This is a genomic window from Pseudomonas anatoliensis (assembly GCF_017976235.1).
GTDB classification, from domain to species: domain Bacteria; phylum Pseudomonadota; class Gammaproteobacteria; order Pseudomonadales; family Pseudomonadaceae; genus Aquipseudomonas; species Aquipseudomonas anatoliensis.
This window is the reverse complement of record NZ_JACVHC010000007.1, coordinates 360,727-379,135: the sequence shown is the minus strand read 5'-3', so window position 1 is coordinate 379,135 and position 18,409 is coordinate 360,727. Positions and strand designations below refer to the sequence as shown.

Annotated in this window: 20 protein-coding genes and 1 pseudogene; 6 read left to right on the top strand and 15 right to left on the bottom strand. The window is 60.4% G+C overall.

All coding sequences use genetic code 11. The features are described 5' to 3' along the window. Window positions 1-262: 262 nt before the first annotated feature. The 6 genes from ICA16_RS23440 (at window position 263) to ICA16_RS23415 (ending at window position 6,653) form a co-directional block, all read left to right on the top strand. Window positions 263-1,609 (top strand): hypothetical protein, encoded by a 1,347-nt coding sequence (locus tag ICA16_RS23440; RefSeq protein ID WP_210555536.1) that lies wholly within the window; start codon window positions 263-265, stop codon window positions 1,607-1,609. 35 nt (window positions 1,610-1,644) lie between these two features. After that, the gene (locus ICA16_RS23435; RefSeq protein WP_210701746.1) at window positions 1,645-3,873 is read left to right on the top strand and encodes an Ig-like domain-containing protein; all 2,229 of its coding nucleotides are present in this window, start codon (window positions 1,645-1,647) and stop codon (window positions 3,871-3,873) included. A gap of 67 nt (window positions 3,874-3,940) precedes the next feature. Further along, window positions 3,941-4,405 carry a curlin gene (locus ICA16_RS23430; RefSeq protein WP_210701745.1) on the top strand — a complete coding sequence of 155 codons (465 nt, stop codon included), beginning with the start codon at window positions 3,941-3,943 and terminating at the stop codon, window positions 4,403-4,405. Window positions 4,406-4,433: 28 nt separating this feature from the next. Continuing rightward, window positions 4,434-5,885: a curlin gene (locus tag ICA16_RS23425; protein WP_210701744.1), complete on the top strand. Its 1,452-nt coding sequence runs from the start codon at window positions 4,434-4,436 to the stop codon at window positions 5,883-5,885. A 302-nt stretch (window positions 5,886-6,187) separates the two neighbouring features. Continuing rightward, window positions 6,188-6,394 carry a type II toxin-antitoxin system RelB family antitoxin gene (gene relB / locus ICA16_RS23420; RefSeq protein ID WP_150594836.1) on the top strand — a complete coding sequence of 69 codons (207 nt, stop codon included), beginning with the start codon at window positions 6,188-6,190 and terminating at the stop codon, window positions 6,392-6,394. Next, a complete protein-coding gene (locus ICA16_RS23415) occupies window positions 6,384-6,653 on the top strand; it encodes a type II toxin-antitoxin system RelE/ParE family toxin (protein WP_150602292.1) in 270 nt (89 codons plus the stop codon). The genes relB and ICA16_RS23415 overlap by 11 nt, the downstream gene beginning before the upstream one ends. A 102-nt stretch (window positions 6,654-6,755) precedes the next feature. Here the strand turns inward: ICA16_RS23415 and ICA16_RS23410 are convergent. From ICA16_RS23410 to ICA16_RS23340, 15 genes and pseudogenes are all read right to left on the bottom strand, one after another. Next, window positions 6,756-6,896 (bottom strand): annotated as a pseudogene (locus tag ICA16_RS23410) (CopG family transcriptional regulator); the annotation flags it as partial. A 19-nt stretch (window positions 6,897-6,915) separates the two neighbouring features. Beyond that, window positions 6,916-7,293, bottom strand: coding sequence for a DUF6124 family protein (locus ICA16_RS23405; protein ID WP_210701743.1), 378 nt, complete (start codon window positions 7,291-7,293; stop codon window positions 6,916-6,918). A 653-nt stretch (window positions 7,294-7,946) separates the two neighbouring features. Further along, window positions 7,947-8,654, bottom strand: a complete 708-nt coding sequence (locus tag ICA16_RS23400) for a hypothetical protein (protein WP_210701742.1) — start codon at window positions 8,652-8,654, stop codon at window positions 7,947-7,949. Window positions 8,655-9,318: 664 nt separating this feature from the next. Continuing rightward, window positions 9,319-10,191, bottom strand: coding sequence for a CsgG/HfaB family protein (locus tag ICA16_RS23395; RefSeq protein ID WP_047300539.1), 873 nt, complete (start codon window positions 10,189-10,191; stop codon window positions 9,319-9,321). Window positions 10,192-10,220: 29 nt separating this feature from the next. Beyond that, window positions 10,221-10,652 carry a curli assembly protein CsgF gene (locus ICA16_RS23390; RefSeq protein WP_150602295.1) on the bottom strand — a complete coding sequence of 144 codons (432 nt, stop codon included), beginning with the start codon at window positions 10,650-10,652 and terminating at the stop codon, window positions 10,221-10,223. Beyond that, window positions 10,649-11,041, bottom strand: a complete 393-nt coding sequence (csgE, locus tag ICA16_RS23385; RefSeq protein ID WP_150602296.1) for a curli production assembly/transport protein CsgE — start codon at window positions 11,039-11,041, stop codon at window positions 10,649-10,651. Before csgE ends, ICA16_RS23390 begins: the two co-directional genes overlap by 4 nt. After that, window positions 11,038-11,577, bottom strand: a complete 540-nt coding sequence (locus ICA16_RS23380) for a type II secretion system GspH family protein (RefSeq protein ID WP_210701741.1) — start codon at window positions 11,575-11,577, stop codon at window positions 11,038-11,040. Before ICA16_RS23380 ends, csgE begins: the two co-directional genes overlap by 4 nt. Further along, window positions 11,552-11,926, bottom strand: a complete 375-nt coding sequence (locus tag ICA16_RS23375; RefSeq protein ID WP_150594830.1) for a type II secretion system protein — start codon at window positions 11,924-11,926, stop codon at window positions 11,552-11,554. Before ICA16_RS23375 ends, ICA16_RS23380 begins: the two co-directional genes overlap by 26 nt. 5 nt (window positions 11,927-11,931) lie before the next feature. Further along, window positions 11,932-12,405 (bottom strand): type II secretion system protein, encoded by a 474-nt coding sequence (locus tag ICA16_RS23370; RefSeq protein WP_150602298.1) that lies wholly within the window; start codon window positions 12,403-12,405, stop codon window positions 11,932-11,934. A 2-nt stretch (window positions 12,406-12,407) separates the two neighbouring features. Beyond that, window positions 12,408-14,255 (bottom strand): secretin N-terminal domain-containing protein, encoded by a 1,848-nt coding sequence (locus ICA16_RS23365; RefSeq protein ID WP_210701740.1) that lies wholly within the window; start codon window positions 14,253-14,255, stop codon window positions 12,408-12,410. Continuing rightward, window positions 14,252-14,770, bottom strand: a complete 519-nt coding sequence (locus ICA16_RS23360) for a hypothetical protein (RefSeq protein ID WP_150616544.1) — start codon at window positions 14,768-14,770, stop codon at window positions 14,252-14,254. The genes ICA16_RS23365 and ICA16_RS23360 overlap by 4 nt, the downstream gene beginning before the upstream one ends. Beyond that, window positions 14,770-15,318: a GspMb/PilO family protein gene (locus tag ICA16_RS23355; RefSeq protein ID WP_210701739.1), complete on the bottom strand. Its 549-nt coding sequence runs from the start codon at window positions 15,316-15,318 to the stop codon at window positions 14,770-14,772. The genes ICA16_RS23360 and ICA16_RS23355 overlap by 1 nt, the downstream gene beginning before the upstream one ends. Continuing rightward, the gene (locus ICA16_RS23350; protein WP_210701738.1) at window positions 15,305-15,850 is read right to left on the bottom strand and encodes a PilN domain-containing protein; all 546 of its coding nucleotides are present in this window, start codon (window positions 15,848-15,850) and stop codon (window positions 15,305-15,307) included. Before ICA16_RS23350 ends, ICA16_RS23355 begins: the two co-directional genes overlap by 14 nt. A gap of 1 nt (window position 15,851) precedes the next feature. Then, on the bottom strand, window positions 15,852-16,655 hold the full coding sequence (locus ICA16_RS23345; RefSeq protein WP_210701737.1) for a hypothetical protein: 804 nt from the start codon (window positions 16,653-16,655) through the stop codon (window positions 15,852-15,854). Next, window positions 16,636-18,342 carry a GspE/PulE family protein gene (locus tag ICA16_RS23340; RefSeq protein ID WP_210701736.1) on the bottom strand — a complete coding sequence of 569 codons (1,707 nt, stop codon included), beginning with the start codon at window positions 18,340-18,342 and terminating at the stop codon, window positions 16,636-16,638. The genes ICA16_RS23345 and ICA16_RS23340 overlap by 20 nt, the downstream gene beginning before the upstream one ends. Window positions 18,343-18,409: the final 67 nt, after the last annotated feature.

Below are 18,409 nucleotides of genomic sequence, written 5' to 3'. Positions count from 1 at the left end.
GTGAAACGAGGCTGCGATCCTTTGATCTTCACAATCAAAAGATCGCAGCCTTCGGCAGCTCCTACAGGGGTGCCCCACCGGCCCCAATGCTGGGGACTCATGCCCTATCCCCCGAATGCTGTATCGCCCGGCCGCTTATTGACAAACCCCTCTAAACCGAGCCTTTCAAGCCCATTCGCCAGACCTTGGCATGGAAGGTGTACAGGCCCTCTGCAACTGACCCACCCCCAAGGGGCAGGTACTTCGATAGAGGGCTTAACTCATGCACCCTTTACTGTCCAAAACCGCGACCGTCCTGGTCGTGAGCGCATTGGCCCAGGGCATTGCCCAGGCCGCCTTGTTTGCTGTTGACCCCGGCCCATACGCCCCGGCCACCGGCGGTTTCGCCAGTTGGTATCAAGACACCCACGGTCGCACGCTGGAGCTGTGCCTGTCCAAAGCGCTCAGTTCTCGGGTGCCCAGCGCACCCGGCGCGCCTTCGTACATGTGCTCGCTGCTGCCGACCCCCGGTGTGTTCGATGACGCGCAGCCGATTGTCTTCCCCACCAACTTTCCCGATGAAGCGTTCTGGTTCACCGGTGAAACTGCACTGGTCGATGCGGCACGCGGGATTGACCTCGGTTACGTGAGCGCCATCGAAGCCGCGTTCGCCGCTGAAGAACCCGTCGAAGGCGATCAGGTCAGCTTTGCGCGAATCCGCATTCGCGTCGATGTGCCGACCGCCGGCACCTACGTGATCACCCACCCTTACGGCGTCGACGTGTTCAACATCGACACCCCCGGCCGGCGTGCGATCAACATGACCCGCGACATCGGCATCGGCTCGCCGAAAACCTACGATGGCGCGCTCAAAGGCGACATCGGCCCGTTCCTGCGCAGCGTCAACGGGCCGTACACCGAGACCAACCCGCTGACCGGCGCCGCCGAACAATTCGTTGGTGACCCGAACCTCAGCGAAGCGGTCACCGGCAGTCCGTTCAACACCAATTACGTACGGATCGAAGGGCCTAACGGTCTGGATTTACGCACGACCACGTTTGCCGTCTCCGGCAAGCTGTCGACCGTGGTGCGACCAACGCCAATGATCCCGCAGCGCAGCACCTATTCGCGCAAGGCCGGTGAAAGCGCACCCGTGGCCCAGCAAGACGTGTTTGTCCTCGCACCGCCAGCGCCCGGCACCGCAGCAATCACCAGCAGCACCCCAGTGCTGAACATGACCGAAGCCAACAGCACCGGCAGCTGGTACGCGCAATCTTCGCTCAACCCGACCTTGCCGACCACGTTGCAAGTGATCGCCGACAACCACCTGGCCATCGCCAGCAGCACGCCGACCACCCTGCCGATGGTCCTGACCGATCTGGTGATTATCCAGAGCGCCCAGTACAGCCTGAGCTCCGGGCAACTGACCGTGGTCGCTTCGACCAGTGACGAAACGTCGCCACCCGTACTCACCGCCACCTCCGGCAGCGGCGCCGCCATCGGTGCGCTGGGCGGCGACGGCGCGGTGAAAACCCTGGCCACCGGGATCTCGCCGATTCCACCGTCCAGGGTGTTGGTGACGTCGTCCAACGGCGGCAGCGATACCGAAGAAGTGGTCATCGTGCAATGAACGCTCACATGCCCAGATCCGTATCAGGAGGCATCATGAACAAGTGGCCACGCTTCGCGCTCAACGCGCTCGGGCTTGCTCTTTCACTGACCGGCAGTGCGTACGCGCAACTGGCCGCCGTCGACCCCGGCCCCTACACCTTCGCCACCGGGAAATTCCCGATGTGGTATCAGGACGAAAACCAGCTCTCGATGGAGCTTTGCCAGTCGCGCGCTGCCAGCTCGCGGGTACCGGCCAGCAACCCACCATCGTACATGTGCATTCTGCTGGCTGAGCCGGGTATCTACGACGATGCCCAGCCGATGATCTTCCCCGATAACTGGCCGCCGGAAGCGTTCTGGTTTCTCGCCGAAACCACCATCGCCGACAATGGCGCCGGTTATGGCGTGGACGCCTACGTGGCCGGGATCGAAGCGGCGTTCGCCTCGGAAAATCCGGCGGACGGTGATCAGCAAAGCTTCGCGCGGATCCGCATCCGGGTGAACGTCCCGGTTGCCGGCACCTACACCATCACTCACCCGTACGGCGTCGAAACGGTCAATGTCACCACGCCGGGCCGCCGCGCGATCAATATCACTCGCGACATCGGCATTGGTGCGCCGGGCAATTTCAGCGGCGCCGTCGGTGGCGCAATCGGGCCGTTCCTGCGCAGCGTCAACGGCCCTTACACCGAAGTGAACCCCGACACCGGCGCCACGGAAACCTTCGTCGGCGACCCGAACCTCAACGAAGCGGTGACCGGCAGCCCCTTCAACACCAACTTCCTGCGCATCACCGGGCCTGCGGGGACGATCCAGTCCACCGTGTTCAGCCTGTCCGGCAAAGTGCTCGACAACCGTCAGCAAACCCAGGTCGAAATCGACCGCGCCACCTATCGTCGCACCGCCGCGGGCGTGCGCGCTGAAGTGTTCGCCAAGGCTGATAACAGCTCGACCCTGTGCTTTCGCGAAAGCGTCGCGCTGCTCCCTGGTCCGCCGCTGACGCCATGCCAGACCAATCTGTTGGGCGACAACAACGGACTGTTCTTCGGCCAACGCCTTGGCACTGGCGCAGTCCCACCGGTGGTGGTTGTGACCGCGACCAACCCGACCGGAACGACCCGTCCAACCGCCGTGTCGGCGAAACTTACCGACGTGGTGAAAGTGCAGACTGCACGTTACAACTGGGCCAACCACAGCCTGCTGATCGAAGCGACATCGACCGATGAAGTGGCGATCCCGGACATGGTTGCCCAGGGCTACGGACGCCTGTCGAAAACCGGCACCCTGCAACGCATCACCGTCGCCGACCTGACTCAGCCACCGGCCACCGTGACGGTGAAGTCCGCGGCTGGCGGCAGTGACACCGAGGCCGTCGTGGTCGTAGGCAATGCGCCGGACACCGGTGAAAACCAGGCCCCGCTGACCGTCGCTGACGCAGGCTCCACCAGTTTCGGTGTGCCAGTCACCCTCAACCTGCTGACCAACGACAGCGACCCTGACGGCGACACACCGCTGGGTATCACCGCGTTGACGCAACCGGCAGCCGGCCAAGGCAGCGTCGTCCTCAACGGCACCACATCGGTGGTTTACACCCCGCCAGCCGTAGTGAATGCACCGCTGACCACCACCTTCACCTACAAGGCGCAGGACGCCAAGGGCCTGGCTTCGGCCAACCCGGCGACCGTGACGATTACTGTCGCGCCGAACCAGGCACCAACCGCCGTAGCCGACAGCATCGCCACTTTAGGGGTAGCCATCCCGATCAACGTGCTCGCCAACGACAGCGATCCGGAAGGCAACGTACCACTGGCAGTGAACAGCCTGACTCAACCGGCCGCCGGCCGCGGTACGGTCAGCACTAACGGCGCGGTGGTCACCTACACCCCACCGGCCACCGTGACAACCGCGTTCACCACGACCTTCACCTACATCGCCCGGGACAGCGTAGGCGCCCTGTCGACGCCGGCCACGGTCACGGTGCAAGTGTCGCCACGGCCAGCGGCGGAAAACTTCGCGGTCACCGTTTCTACCGTGCAGGCGCGTTCCGGCGGTCGCTTCAACTGGGACTTCACCGGCACTTCTTCAGTGACCACTGGCAACACCATCACTGTGCAAGTCACCACCCCGACCGGGCTGGTAACGCTGGGCACGACCACGGTGCCGTTGACCGGACGCTGGCGGCTGACGCTGGCCAACACGTTGATAGTGCCATCGGCTAACCCGACCGCAACCATTCGTTCGTCCCAAGGCACCGTGCGCACGGTCTCGGTAAACACACTCTGACCCTGCGCCCCGCCCACCTTCCGGTGGGTGGGGCAAAGGCTCGGCCACATCAACACAGGACAACGCCATGAACACGCCGACCGCCACCCTGCTTTGCCTGCTCGCCTTGTGCGCCAGTGCGGGTGTACGCGCCGACGATTTAATGGAGAACGATGACCTGGCGCCCACCAGCATCGACCTCGGCGAACTGCCCCTCCCCATGGGCCAGCAAGCCCTGATCGAGCAGATCGGCCAGGCCAACGTCGCCCTGCTCTCTCAGAACGGTCAGTCGCTGCTTGGGCGGATCGTTCAGTCAGGCAGCAATCAGGAGGCGTACATCCTGCAACAAGGCAGCGACCTGATGGCTTTGATCACCCAGAACGGTTCCGGCAACGCCGCTTCGATCACGCAAAACGGCAGCCACAACCGCGCGCAGATTTCGCAAAACGGCAACAACAACGACGCCAGCATCGACCAGGCCGGCGCGGGGCTGCAAAGCGCCGTGACCCAGTCGGGCAACGGCATGAGCGTCTCGGTCAAGCAATACCGCTAAAGCACTGCAACCCCTTGGAGATATCATCATGTTCAAATTGACGCCCCTCACCGCCGCGATCCTGGTCATGATCAGTGCCCAGGCCATGGCCGACGACAGCCTCTCCACCCAGAACCAGGCCGGTACCGCCAACATCGCCGATGTAAAACAGCTACAGGCCCCGTTCAGCACCGCCACCCAGACCCAGCTCGGTCAAGGCAACGACGCCGCTGCCGTGCAAGACAACGCCACCAGCGTCATCACCCAAGATGCCGTTGGTGACTACAACGCCGGTTACGCCGAGCAACTGTTCGAAAACAACGGTGTGATCACCCAGCAACAGGTCGGCGCGTTCAACACCAGCCACGCCAGCCAGTCGCTCGGCTTCGGCGCCGGCAACCAGGCGCTGCAACAACAGCAAGGCACCGGCAACTTCTCGTTCGTCTATCAGGACTCGCAGAACGGCAGCGAAGGCAAAACCTTGCAGTTCGGCGACAGCAACGAAGCCAACATCGAACAACTTTACGAAGGCGTGGGCAACAGCTCAGTGATCACCCAATACGGCACCGCCAACTACGGCACCGCCGAGCAGGTCCTCCACAACGGCGGGCAGATCGGCATCAACCAGGCCGGCGAAAGTAACTACGCCTACGCCGACCAGCGCAACGGCACGGGCGGCAACATCACCGTCAACCAGTTGGGCAACATGAACGGCAGCGAAGTCTGGCAAGACTCGCAACTGGCCAGCCAAGCCACCATCAACCAATACGGCGACAGCAACGAAACCGTGGTCGACCAAAGCTTCGGCGAAAACAACAACGCCGCCGTCACCCAGATCGGCAATACCAACGCGATCTATGCCGACCAGTTCGAGTCGGTCAACTCGACGCTGGCGCTGTATCAAGTCGGCAACGGCAACGTGCACTTCACCTACCAGAACGGCGACAGCCACGTGTTGACCGCCACCTCCGTGGGCAACGACAACAAGGTCTACGCCAGCAACTGGAAAGGCCCGCAATCGGGTGGCCAGTTCGGCAGCGCCCAACGCGCGACGGTCACCCAGGCCGGCAGTGGCAACATTGCCAGCTTCACTCAGGATGGGGTCGGCCAGATCATGACCACCAACCAGACTGGCACCGGCAACAAAACCACGGTCAGTCAGGCTGATTCCTACAACGAGTTGTATTTTGATCAGAACGGCAGCGACAACATCCTCATCGCCGACCAGCGCGGGACTACCAACCTGGTGCAGGGCTCGTCGAACGGCACCGGCAACAGTGCTGAGTTTGATCAATCCGGGACTGGCAACCAGGCGTACACCGCGCAGCTGTATGGCAGCGACAACATGATCACTGTCAAGCAGGCGGATACGATGAACGTGGCGTATGTGACCCAGGGGGGGATGGGGAACATCGCCAATGTCGATCAGAGTGGGGTTACGCAGACGGCGAATATTCAGCAGTTTGGGTCGGCTAACCAGGCGAGTGTTTTGCAGCAGTAAGGGTTGGGTGTTGATGGGCCGCGATTCTCTGGTTAAGGGGGGGTCGCGGTTTTTTTGTAGGCTGACGTAACCACATGCGAGGCTTGTCAGATCAGCCGAGTCCTACAGAAAAAAGAAAGCTTTTAGTAAATCGGTGGTGTTTTCCTACCACTTCTGGCGGTTGGCCGTCGGAAGTACGGCGTCTAGGATTCTTCGGGACAAATTGATCCTCATGGAGCTTGACCAACGTGCTATTCATCCAGCCAGCGACGACAGCAAATGCTTTACCGAATAGACTTCGAGGCATTAAACCCGGAGGTGCCATGATCGACCCGTCTTTAATCGACCCACTGTGCCCAGTCGTTTCAGATCTTGACCTTGAAGAGCAAGCTGCGAGCTATGATCGCTGGTTGATCGCCAAAGTGCAGGCTTCTATGAATGATCCACGACCGAGCATTCCAAATGATCAGGTTATGGTCGAGATGCGTGCCCTAATGGAAGCAAAGCGTAAAAAATACGATGCAGGTTGAGTGGCAGCCCGAAGCTCGGGCTGAACTCCTGAAAATCCTTGATTACATCAGTGACCGGAACTTAGTAGCGGCTGACAGACTTTCCCAAGCTATCGAAGGTGCTACGGTTACCCTTGCTCAACATCCACACCTCTATCGAATAGGTCGAGCGCCCGGCACTCGCGAGATGGTTGTGCACCCCAACTACCTGATCATTTATCAAGTGGTGGGTCGGATAAATATTTTGAGCATTTTGCATGCGCGTCAGGAATATCCATAACGCAGACCGAAAAATGCCGGCAGATCAAACGTAATTATTTTGTTAACGACAAAAACGCGACCTTTTCGAGGATCGCGTTTTTTGTTTCCCATCCTTCCTGAGTTATGGGGGACTCTTGGATGGTGATTCCGGGCAACTCAAAGATTCAGCCCAGTCCTGCACTGCTTGATCATCAATAACGCGACCAGCATCCACATCGGCCAACGCTTCCAAGGTCAGACGGCGCTTTTCTACTTCCTGATCGTTTTGGATCTTCGGGGAATTAGCCATCCTTCAACTCGACGTGATCGAGGGCTTGATTGACGGCCAGTTCGCCCAGCATCACGACTTGTGCAATACCGAGCGCGGTCTTGCGGTGTGAGGGCGGCAGCAAAGCAGCGAAGTTGTTGAGCATTTCACTGGCCGAGCCGAGGGTTTCGCTGGCGTTGGCGAGCAGGGATTCGGTGTTGTACCTGGGGTTAGCGAAGTACATGGCTTCCGGCTCGTTGGTGCTGGCCATGATGCCGGGGTCGGGACGGAGGTAGTAATCGAGGGCGCGGTCGGCGGCTTCGTGGAGTTTTTTGCTGTCGACTGTGGCGTAGGGGGATGTGGTGTCGGGGGTGGCTTCGGATTCTGGCGGGTTGGGTGTTGGTTTTTTCATGGTGAATCTCCGATCCTGAAGTGGAGCTGGCCCATTCGGTTTCCGAACGAATAGGTGGCAGCTGTACGCAGGCTGGAAACCCGGGGAACGGAGAACCCGGTTGACCCGAAGGTCTCCCGCGCACAGCCGCCATAACGGAGTGCACACAATAAAGGTGCGCAAGCATACGTCATGAAAAGCGCTAATGCGCTCGGTTCACGTCGGGGTTTCCAATCCCGGTCGCTGATTTGGCAGCGACGAACACAGGCTAGAGACCGGACGTCCGACGGACAACCTGAAAACATTGTGGGAAGGTTCCGCGAATTCGAAACACCGTTAAACATCCAGAATTGAAATACGCAAAGGCAGGAGCTGCCGCAGGCTGCGATCTTTTGATTTTTCAAAAGCAAGATCAAAAGATCGCAGCCTGCGGCAGCTCCTACAGGGATGCGTACAACCCCAAGAAATTGGCCGGCTGTCAGGCCGCCATCGCTGGCAAGTCGAATCATCACACCGCAGCTCCGACAGAAAAGCAAAATCAGAACCCACACCGATTGGATGCATTCATAAAGGATGGGCGGTGCCAGGCAAACGCTTTGCGACGGGGAATTTGATATTGGTAATCCGCGACTTCCTGATGAAAAGGTCGCGGATGTTTATGTGCTGGTGAACACTCAGCTCTTGTTGCTCTTTGTGATAACGAACCACATTCCCGTGTATTCAAGCGTGATCGATGAGTAAGTCAGGTCGCCGACTATCCGCTGGACGCCCAGCTTGGAGTTGAAATTCGCAATAGAGTCATGGAACACGTCCATGACGATTTTCTTGTTTTCCTCCACCGGGATATCAGGGTTGAGTGCCTCAGTCGTCGCAAGCAAAACGGTCAATATCCGCCGCTGCTCTTCCTCGCTTCCGCTCGGCGAAAAAATCATCAGGGTCACGCCATCTACATTGGCATCATTAGTATCAATGGTTCCCTGCATCAGCAGATCGTTGCTCAATTGATACAAGAACGTTGGCTGGGCTCCACCTGTCCGTACTTCAAAGTCGGCGATTTTATAACTTTTATTGTATCGGCCAATGGCAGCGTTGAACGCATCATGGAATTCGGGAGCAGTCAGCCCCAACGAGGTCGCTGAAGGTGCAGCGTTGCGGTTGGCGCTGGCGGACACCACCTCAGATCTACCGGCGTGCTGAATTTGGGTTGAGAGATAGGTCAGAAGAGCGAAGGACAGCGACGTCAGCAATATCCCCGTCAGAAAACTGCTCAACCGGCCAGGGACGTTGCCGGTTTTTTTGTTCCTGTATACCTTCGGTGCTATCAGGCCAACCACCCCATAAACGGCAAACACGACGGTCAGCACAAACACCAGCCCGAACAATATGAGCCCTTATTCATTCCTTTTGATTTGCGTTGCGAAAGTGATGGCATTCTAACGTCACCCCTCCCAAAAATCTCGCCTGCGCCTGCAGGTGAGGCATTGCCTGCAGACTGGTTCCTACAGTTTGGATTCGGTGTATTCAGACAGGAATGGGGCGGCGGTCAGCCGCTATCGCGAGCAGGCTCACTCCTACAAGAGCAAGAGCAAGAGCAAGAGCAAGAGCAAGAGCAAGAGCAAGAGCAAGAGCAAGAGCAAGAGCAAAAGATCGCAGCCTTCGGCAGCTCCTACAGTAAACGCGCCCGCCATTAGGCCGAGTGTCAGCTCGCCTGCTCTTGATCTTGATCCACCAGCGACGTCGGAAGGCTTCGTTCCGGGATTGATCCGGGCGTGGGAGCGCAGCGACCGTTTGGCGCAGCCAAACACAGCGAGAGGAGGTGCAGCGAAGCAAACCGTAGGCGCTGCGCCCGGATCGATCCCGGAGCGAAGGAACCCCGAGCCTCAGCGAGCGGGCCGCACGTAGGAGCAAGCGTTTTTTTGCTTACTTTTTTTAGGCGTTTGTAAAAAAAGTGAGTCGCCGTAAGGGCGAAACCCTAAGCAGCCATTACCGCAGCAACGGATATGTACTCAATCAACAAGAACCTGGTCGGCCCAAAGGCCGCCATGTTCACTCAGCGTCAGCCTCAGCCTCCGGATCCACTTTGTTCTGACTCAAATACCGATTCAACACATCATCCTGCGAAGGCGAAGAACTGTCCCCCGCCACCTGCCACAACCGCCGCTCGATCCCCTGGGCCACCATATGCCCCACCGCCGCCTCAATCGCCGACAACACACAAAGCTGCGCCGGCTCGTTAGTCGTGTAACCCACCTCGGCCTCAAGCAACTTCTTGAACTCGATAAACTTGAACACCCCGGCACTGCGCGCCACCGAATAAATCGTCTTGCTGGTCATCACATTCGACAACACCTGCCCGCTACGCACATCCACCGCGCGCAAATTCACGGTCACCTGATCCACCCGATACTCCCGGGAAATATCGATCCCCAGATACCGCGCCCCTTCCCCACCGCTACGCACATTCGTGTCATAAGCGATGATCCCGCCCTCAAGCATCATGTTCGCCGCCTGCAACGGTGGCAGCTCACCCTGAATATTCACCGGAGTATTGGGCTTCTTCTGCGACGCGCGAATGATCTTGCGCTCAGTCAGCAGGTTCTGCAGCCCTTCACGCTCCAGCACCACAAACCAGCCACTGGCCTGCATTGCGTCCATCAACATCGACGCCGCGCCCTGGGTCACGCTGGTGGAAAACGAACTGGCCGGCGTCGGCTTGTACTGCCCGGTCTGATCACGAAAACCGTACACCACCGCCATCAAGCGCCCCTTGGGCCGCGGCATCTTCAGCAAGTCATAGTAGGTCGACGCCCGTGGTGTCAGGGTCGGGGTTTCGGTGTCCTGCTCGGCCGACATCGGCTCGCGCAGACTGCACCCTTGTAATGTCGCCAACATCAGCCCTAGCGCGATTATTTTTTTCATGTCCAGCACTCCCCGGAACCGTCAGCCCGTCATGGGTTGAGGCCGTTCACCTGAATTTCCGAAATTTCACCGGTCACCCGATCGGTCACTTCAATGCTCAGTGCCCCGGAGTCGTCGATGACGTTGACGATAAAAGAGTCAGTGGACAGGCTCCCCGTGTTGCCGGTGGAGATGTTGTCCAGCAACTGCCCTAGCAGTCGCGATTGCAATTGACTGGTGAAGCGCTCCAACGCCGAAGTGCCGGCCACGCTCGAACGGCTCTTGAGGTCCGGGTCGTCGTGATCGTTTTGCGCCTGGGCGTTGTTGAGCAACCAGGTGCCGTTGAGCGGGTTGCCGCCGAACGATGGATTGACCGGCGTGTAGACAAGCTCGGTGGCCTGGACGGCGGCAGCGCTGGCAAGGCCGACCAACAACCCCGAGATCCAGAATCCGCTGCGCCGTGAGAACGTTGTGGTTTTCATAATTCGTCCTTCTCAAGGTCGGTGGTGTCCTGCAACAGTGCCTCCAGCTTGCGCTGGACAACCTGGCGTCGAACCCAGTCGGCGGCCGCGTAGGCCTCGTCCTTCAGTTCCACGGTGTTCGGCGGCAGGAAGCGCCGATAAACCAGGCGTTGCTGATATTCCACGGTCACCAGGCTTCCCCAGCGCGCGTCGGGCCGCTCGCGCACCACCAGGTTGAAATCCATCTTGCTGGTGTCGCGCAGGCGTTCACTGAACGAGTAATAAAAGTCGTGGCCGATGTGCGAGATCGTGTCGTCGACGATGAAGCCCATCAATTCATCTTCTTCACCGGCATGGGCGCAGCACGCCACCACGGTGAGGGCCAGCGCGCACCACCATTGGCGAGTCATGGTTGCAACGCCTGCGGCAAGTTCGACTGTCCCTTGGCCGGGCCACTGGTGCCGTCGAGGAAGGCTTTTTCAGCGACGAACTGCCAGTCCGAATAACGCTGCATGCCTTCGAAATCCGACCACTGCGTGGGGAAACCCGATTGCTTCATCGGCACCTCGGTCGAAGGGCTGTTGAGACCGGTGATGCGTCCGTCAAAACCGCGCTGCAATGCCCATTCGCCTTGGCCGATCGGGTCCGGATAGAGCTGACGCAGGTGATGCCGCGCTTCGGGAAAACGCTGATCGTCGAGCAGGTCAGCAAGCTCTTTCGGGTACTGCGCCAGCCCCGGCGAACTGCGGTAGTAGCTGCGCAGCGCCTGGGCGTACTGGGTGCCGACCCAGAGCAATTGCTTCTCGCGATCGCGGCGAGACGCGGTCGACCATAATTCGCCGGCACTGGCCAGGCCCATGCCCATCACGACGATCAGTAACAGCACGCCCAGGTAGGTGAAACCGCCCTGCTGCGCGTGTTTACCACTCGGCATATTGGCTGCCATCACGCGCCCTCCCGGTAGCACCGCTCTTGATGTCGGCCACGCCGCCCGCCACACCGTCCGGTGGCGCGATCAGCACCCACTGGTCTTTGCGTTCGGTGATCGGATCCAGTGGTGCATTGCGCAGGTAACGTTGCTCGATCAATTGCTCGATGGAGTCGGGGTAACGACCGGTGTCACCGTAGAAGTGGTCCAGCGCTTCGCGCATCGCCGACAGGCTCTGGCGCAAGGTGGTTTCCTTCGACGCTTCAAGGCTGTTGAAGTAGCGCGGCAGCGCAATGGTCATCAGCGTGGCGATAATCGCCATCACCACCATCAGCTCCAGCAAGGTAAAACCTTTTTCGCGGCGCATGAGGTTCACCACTCGCGGTAGGCGATGCCGTTGAGGCCCTTGCCGCGTGCCACGGAGTAGACGTCGAAAACGTCCTCGCCATCGCGCGGGTTTTGAGCCGAACTGTTGTAGGCGCGGACGCCCCAACCCCCTTCGTCATCACGTTTGGCCGGCACCAGCGGATCACGCGGGATACGGCGCAGAAAGTAGAACTTGGCGCCTTTGGCACTGCGCACATCGCGCACGCCTTCGACCAGTATTTTCAGGTTCGGCGGGTAGCCGCTGCTGTTTAGCGACTTCTCGATGTAACCGGCATCGAATGCGCGTTTGTAGGCGTCGATACCATCACGAATCTGATACAGCGCGGTGCGCAATTCCTGCTCCTTGCCACGCCGCACCAGGGTCTCGGTCAACGGCGCGGCCATGCTCGCCAGCAAGCCAATCAGGGCCAGCGTCACCACGACTTCGATCAAGGTAAAACCGCGCTGAGAGGCGTTCATGATCAAGGCTTCTCGACAGTGACACGGGTCGCCACGGCCGACTCACCGACAGCACGAGGCTGTGCGGCTGGCGCGGGCGTGGTGGAGGTCTGCATCGAGCGATCCGGCGCCTGAATGTGCATGCTGGTTTCGGTGCCGGTGGAGAACTCCATGTCCGACGGGCTCTGGTACGGCAGGTTGCGCACGATCCGTGGGGTGATCGACAGCACCAGCTCCGACTTGCCGACGGTGTCCTTGTTGCTGCCGAACAAGCGGCCCAGACCCGGAATATCGCCCAGACCCGGAATTTTGTTGCCGGTCGCGCCGTGGTCGTTGCGCATCAGCCCCGCGAGGATCTGTGTTTCGCCGTCGTGCAGGCGCAGTGTGGTCTGTGCGTTGCGGGTGTCGACCTGCACCGGAATCGTGCCCTGGCGGGTCGGTTCCAGCGGGGTGGCGTTGCTCACTTCGAGAGCAATCTTGATCGCCACTTCGTTGTTCAAATGCACGGTCGGCTGCACTTCGAGTTTCAGACCGACATCCAGATAAGTGACGCTTTCGGTGATCACCGGGCCTTGGGTCGACGGCACCGAAGTGGCACTGATGATCGGCACGCGCTGACCGATGTGGATACGCGCCTGTTCACGGTTGCTGACACGGATCACCGGGCTTGCCAAGGTATTGATGTCGTTGTCCTGCGCGTTGATCTTGGCTTGCGGCGATGGCGAGATGCTGATGCGGCTGGAGTTGATGCCCTTGAGCTGATCGAGCAGCGTCACCGCCGAGCCGTCGCTGTTGACCACGCCGAAAGTGTTTGGCCATTGCAGGCCGAGGTCGAGAATGCGCTGGGTGGCAACCTCCATCACTTCAACTTCGAGCACCACTTCCGGGTTGGACTGGTCTTGCGATTGCAGAAGTTTTTCGGCCATGCGCACGGCGTCTTCGGTGTCGCGCATGGTCAGGGTGTTGAGGCGCTCGTCGACGAATACGTCGCGGGTCTTGAGCATGGTCTTGACCATGTTCAGCGCGGTGTTGGCGTCAATGCTGGTCAGGTAAAAGGTGCGCATCACCAGTTCCTGGTAATCCTTCACTTTCTGCGGCGAGTCCGGGTAGATCAGCAAGGTGTTTTCGTTGACCACTTTCTGATGCAGCTGATTTTGTTGCAGCAGCAACGCCACAGCATCTTCGATACGCACGTCACGCACGAAGATTGTGGCTTTCATGTCGGGACGCAGGTCTTTGTCGAAGATGAAATTCAACCCGGCAACCTGCGACAGCACTTCGAAAATGGTCTTGAGGTTGGCGTCGCGAAATTCCAGGGTCACCGGCCGGTCGAGCTTGGTGCGCAGTTGCGGATAGGCAATCACGTTACGGCTCTGCACCAGACGGATGTTGCCTTGCAGCTCCAGCGCGCCGTCGTTTTTCGGGTCGAGTTCGAGGATCTGTTTGACCTGACGGTCGGCGCCGTAGATGTCGCCGCGACGCAGGTCACCCCGGGCCAGTTCGAGTTTCTCGTCCATGCTGCGCAGGTATTCGAGTTGACGCAGCGCATCCTGGGCGCGGCGGTTGTTCGGCTCGATGGTCAGCACGCGACTGTAAGCGGTGCGGGCCGAAGCGAAATCGCGGCGTGAGCGGTCGGTGTCGCCTGAGGTCAGCAGCGCGGTTATGGCTTTGGCCCGGCCGCTGTTGAGCAGCAGGTGCAGTTCGGTATCACGCGGATTCTCGCGCAAGCCTTCCTCGACTCGCGCCAGACCCGCCTCGTACTGGCCCTGTTCGATCAGGTCGGCGGCTTCCTTGTTGGCCACTTGCGCGGAGCTGCACGCCGTCAGCCCGGCACACAGGCCAAGGCTCATCAGCAAACGGGATCGGTTCATTGCGTACTCCCCACAGACAAGGTCTGCGACAAATGCAAAGGCAGGTAGACCAGACTCAGTTCCAGATCGGAAATGCCGGTGATCTTCCAGGTGTCGTCGATCACATCCCCGTTGCGCACGACGTAGATTTTTTCGCCGTTCTGCAAAAACACTTGCAGGTCGCTGCGGTCATGCAGCTTGCCGACGAACTGAAACGGCACCGGTGGCAGGCTCGGGGCTTGCACCACGGGTGTGAGATTGACGGCTGTTTCGGTGACCGTGGCCAGGGTTGGCGCGGCCTTCCACGATTTCCCGGCGAACAGATCGCCCGCCGGGGTCAGGTCCTTGATGGCTGCTGTTTTGGCCTTTGTGGTGTTTGCCGGCAAGGCGCCACGGGCGGCGGTTTTCGCCGGGGTGGCCACGGCAACATCCGTCGAATCCGCATCGTCGCTCGGCGAAAAATATTCCGGCAACCAGGCCAGCGCGGCCGTCACGCCGAAGAACGCCACCCAACCCGTCACGCGCTTGGTATTCATCACGACCTCGACAGATAAAGGGTCATACGGATCCGGCCATTGAGGTCGGTGTCGCCAATCTTCTTGCGTTGAAACTCGACGTCTTCCACCACCACCGCAGGCAACTGGCCGAGCAAGGCGTGCAGGAAGCGGCGCAGTTGCGGGTAACTGCCGCGCACCGGCAAGAGGATCTGATAGCGCGCCAGATGGGTTTTCGGATCGATGCCGAGGGCGTATTCACCGCGCGCCAGGGTGATGTGTTCTTGCGCCGCAAGGGCGTAGATGCGGTCGATGGCCACGGTGGCCTGCGGTTGCGACGGCAGTTTGTTGCGAAAATCATCGAGTTGGCGTTGCGGCACCACGGGCGGCGCGATGCTGCCATCCTCGACTTTGGCCAGGTAGGCATTGGCTTCATGCGTCTGTTGGCTGAGGTGCTGCAACGATTGCCAGCCCGGCAGCAAGCCGCCCAGTGCCCAGGCCAGCGCAATCAATACCAGCGCCAGCCCGGCCAGGCCCGGCAGGCCGAGGCCTTGCAGATATTCGTGAACGATCAGTCTAGGGATTCGCATCGCCAATCTCCCAAGTCGCCGACAGGTTGAATTGCACCGGTTGCTCCGGCGATTTGACGACGATTTCATGGCTGAGCAGCGACACGTCGGACAGCTCGTCACTGGCCTCCAGGCGCTTGTGGAAATCCAGCATCGCTGGCAGATCACGTGCTTCAGCGCTGATCCGCACTTGCCCCTTGCGGGCATCCGGGGTCAGGGTCAGCAAGGCAACATCGTCGCGCGGCATGCTTTCGAGCATCGCAAACAGACGTTCCCAAGGGCGGCGCAACTGCTGCGAGACCTTGCGCATTTCGGCGAGGTTCTGCGCTTGCTCGCGGGTTTCGGCCGGGCTCAAGGTACTTTTACTTGCACTGTCGCCGGTGAGCTGGCGTTGCGTGGTTTGCAAATGACCTTGCTGCTGTTCGGCTTGGGTATCGAGATGCTGTTGCACGCCCAGACACAGCAGCGCCAGCAACACACCGCCGCCGAACAGGCTCCAGCCCAACGGGCCGGAACGGCGACGTGGCTGAAAGTCGAGATTCAGGGCGCGCATGTCAGGCCACCGCCCGGGACATGACGTACAAGCCGTCACGCACGGTCATCGCGTTGTCTTCGAGGGTGCGCAATTGCACGCCCGCCACTTGCGGCTGCGCATCGAGGCGCGCCGGTGCATGCAGATAAACGTTGAAGGCGCGTTCGCTGGTCGACGCCTGCAATTGCCGTTCGCGGCCGATCAAGGCTCTGAGCGCCACGTCGCTGTCGCTGCCGCCCACCGAGCGCACGCCGGCCCAGCGCCCTTCCCGCGCCAGCAGCAAGACGCTGCGCTGCGGTTCGGCGACAACGAACAAGAAGTCGCCGGCCTCGAGGCTTTTATCGAAACGGTTGAACGCCGTCATCAGATACGGCTGCACCGAATGCAGGCGCAGACGGCGACCGCTGACCAGGGCTCGCAGGCGATCAAGCAAGTCTTGCGGCAAGGCGCTGGCGATGCGGTCGCACCCTGCCGGTTCGGCGGACAGCACCAACCCCCAGGTTTGCGTCGGTGCGCCGAACAGGTCTTCGAAACACAGTTGTGCGAAGCCGCGCAGTTCTTCAGGGCTACTGATGTGCGCGCTCCATGGCACCAGGCAGAACCGGCAGAAGTGGCTGGAAATCACCACGCTCAACTCGGCACCGGCGCGGGCGTGTTCACCGAGCAGACGGTCAAGGGTATCCAGCGCCACCGCGTAGCTCTGGAAGCCTTCGTCGATGTAACCGACGCTGCCCAGCCACAGGGTTTCGCTACCCCGCCGCTGCGCCAGGCCGACACCGCTGGCGCCAAGCACGGCGACAAATTGATCACGCGATAAAAGTGACACGATTGATCTCCTCCAGCGTGGTCCGACCTTGCTCCACCAGCTCCAGCGCCGATTCGCGCAACAGGCGCAAACCACGGGCACAAGCCAGGGCTTTGATTTTGGTAATCGGTTGGCGCTCGACGATCATCTGGCGCAGTTCGTCGTCCAGGTGCAGCAGCTCGGCGATTGCCGTGCGCCCGCGATAACCGCTGCCCCGGCAGTGACCGCAGCCCTTGCCGTGGACGAAGTGGTAGTGATCGACTTTCTGCGGATCGAGGCCCGAGGCGCGCAGTTCTTCATCGCTCGGATTGACCGGCGTGCTGCAACTGGCGCACACCAGTCGGATCAGGCGCTGAGCGAGAATCGCGTTGAGCGCCGAGACCAGGCTGTAGGGGTCGATTTCCATTTGGGTGAAGCGGCCAATCACGTCGAAGACGTTGTTGGCGTGGATGGTGGTGAACACCAGGTGGCCGGTGAGTGCCGATTGCACGGCGATCTGCGCGGTGTCCGGATCGCGGATTTCACCGACCATGATCTTGTCCGGGTCGTGACGCAGGATCGAGCGCAGACCACGGGCGAAGGTCAGGCCTTTTTTCTCGTTGACGGGGATCTGCAGGACGCCGGGCAACTGGTATTCGACCGGGTCTTCGATGGTGATGATCTTGTCCACACCGTGGTTGATCTCGGTGATCATCGCGTACAGCGTGGTGGTCTTGCCGCTGCCGGTGGGGCCGGTCACCAGCACCATGCCGTAGGGTTCGGCGGCGAGGCGCCGCAGCTGACGCAGGGTTTCGTCTTCAAAGCCCAGCGCCTGCAATTGCACGCCGCAGACCTTGTCGGCCAGATCCTGTTTGTCGAGCACCCGCAACACCGCGTCTTCGCCAAAGATGCTCGGCATGATCGACACGCGAAAATCGATCTGCCGACCACTGATGCCGATCTTGAAACGCCCATCCTGCGGCACGCGCTTCTCGCCAATATCCAGTTCCGCCATGACTTTGACCCGCGAGATCACCTGCTCGGCGAACTCGGCGCCCTGAACCTTGCTGATGTTGTTGAGCACGCCGTCGATGCGGTACTTGATCACCAGGCCGTGGCCGGTGGTGCCGAGATGGATGTCACTGGCGTGCATTTTCAGCGCGTCGTAGAGGGTCGAGTTGACCAGTTTCACCACGCTGCTGGCGTCTTCGCTGATGCTGGTCAGGGACAGGCTTTGCAGGGTGTCGATTTCGCTGTGGGTGTCGCCCTGGGCGTTCAGCGATTCGACGGCGTGGAAGCTTTCTTCGTGGCGAGCCAGATAAGCCTTGAGGTCGTCGGCGTGCACCAGATACAGCGGCGCGCCGTGCAGGCAGTCGTCGATCCAGGCCAGCCGCGCCGAATCGAAGGGGTCGGCGAACACACCGATGACTTCGTCGTTGTGGCGCAGCAGGATGAATTCACGCTTGAGGCATTGTGCGAGGGTGACCCGGTCGAACACCGGTGTCGCGGCAAACAGGCCGTCGGTGTCGAGCACCGGGTAATGCAGGGTCGCGCCGAGGCAATCAATGAACGGCATCGGCGCCAGTTCGCAGAGCACGCCGAGCGCATCCAGCACCCGTTCGCCGGAACTGGCGGCCCGCGCCCGGGCCTGGGACAGTTGTTCACTTGAAAAACTGGATGCAACGTTTTGCGCAACCTGCGGTTCGACGACAACGGACAGACGATCCATGGCTTGCTCTCCAACACCCGGGGCTTGAGGCCCTGACGGCGCGGGAGGCAATTGCGGCGAGTGCCGG

Bases quoted from the DNA above. Each gene is read 5' to 3' on its own strand.
- ICA16_RS23395 (WP_047300539.1), bottom strand. From the start codon at position 10,191: ATGAAAAAAATAATCGCGCTAGGGCTGATGTTGGCGACATTACAAGGG.
- ICA16_RS23370 (WP_150602298.1), bottom strand. From the start codon at position 12,405: ATGAACGCCTCTCAGCGCGGTTTTACCTTGATCGAAGTCGTGGTGACG.
- relB (WP_150594836.1), top strand. From the start codon at position 6,188: ATGATCGACCCGTCTTTAATCGACCCACTGTGCCCAGTCGTTTCAGAT.
- ICA16_RS23360 (WP_150616544.1), bottom strand. From the start codon at position 14,770: ATGAATACCAAGCGCGTGACGGGTTGGGTGGCGTTCTTCGGCGTGACG.
- csgE (WP_150602296.1), bottom strand. From the start codon at position 11,041: ATGACTCGCCAATGGTGGTGCGCGCTGGCCCTCACCGTGGTGGCGTGC.
- ICA16_RS23350 (WP_210701738.1), bottom strand. From the start codon at position 15,850: ATGCGCGCCCTGAATCTCGACTTTCAGCCACGTCGCCGTTCCGGCCCG.
- ICA16_RS23405 (WP_210701743.1), bottom strand. From the start codon at position 7,293: ATGAAAAAACCAACACCCAACCCGCCAGAATCCGAAGCCACCCCCGAC.
- ICA16_RS23375 (WP_150594830.1), bottom strand. From the start codon at position 11,926: ATGCGCCGCGAAAAAGGTTTTACCTTGCTGGAGCTGATGGTGGTGATG.
- ICA16_RS23430 (WP_210701745.1), top strand. From the start codon at position 3,941: ATGAACACGCCGACCGCCACCCTGCTTTGCCTGCTCGCCTTGTGCGCC.
- ICA16_RS23435 (WP_210701746.1), top strand. From the start codon at position 1,645: ATGAACAAGTGGCCACGCTTCGCGCTCAACGCGCTCGGGCTTGCTCTT.
- ICA16_RS23365 (WP_210701740.1), bottom strand. From the start codon at position 14,255: ATGAACCGATCCCGTTTGCTGATGAGCCTTGGCCTGTGTGCCGGGCTG.
- ICA16_RS23440 (WP_210555536.1), top strand. From the start codon at position 263: ATGCACCCTTTACTGTCCAAAACCGCGACCGTCCTGGTCGTGAGCGCA.
- ICA16_RS23355 (WP_210701739.1), bottom strand. From the start codon at position 15,318: ATGCGAATCCCTAGACTGATCGTTCACGAATATCTGCAAGGCCTCGGC.
- ICA16_RS23415 (WP_150602292.1), top strand. From the start codon at position 6,384: ATGCAGGTTGAGTGGCAGCCCGAAGCTCGGGCTGAACTCCTGAAAATC.
- ICA16_RS23380 (WP_210701741.1), bottom strand. From the start codon at position 11,577: ATGGCAGCCAATATGCCGAGTGGTAAACACGCGCAGCAGGGCGGTTTC.
- ICA16_RS23340 (WP_210701736.1), bottom strand. From the start codon at position 18,342: ATGGATCGTCTGTCCGTTGTCGTCGAACCGCAGGTTGCGCAAAACGTT.
- ICA16_RS23425 (WP_210701744.1), top strand. From the start codon at position 4,434: ATGTTCAAATTGACGCCCCTCACCGCCGCGATCCTGGTCATGATCAGT.
- ICA16_RS23390 (WP_150602295.1), bottom strand. From the start codon at position 10,652: ATGAAAACCACAACGTTCTCACGGCGCAGCGGATTCTGGATCTCGGGG.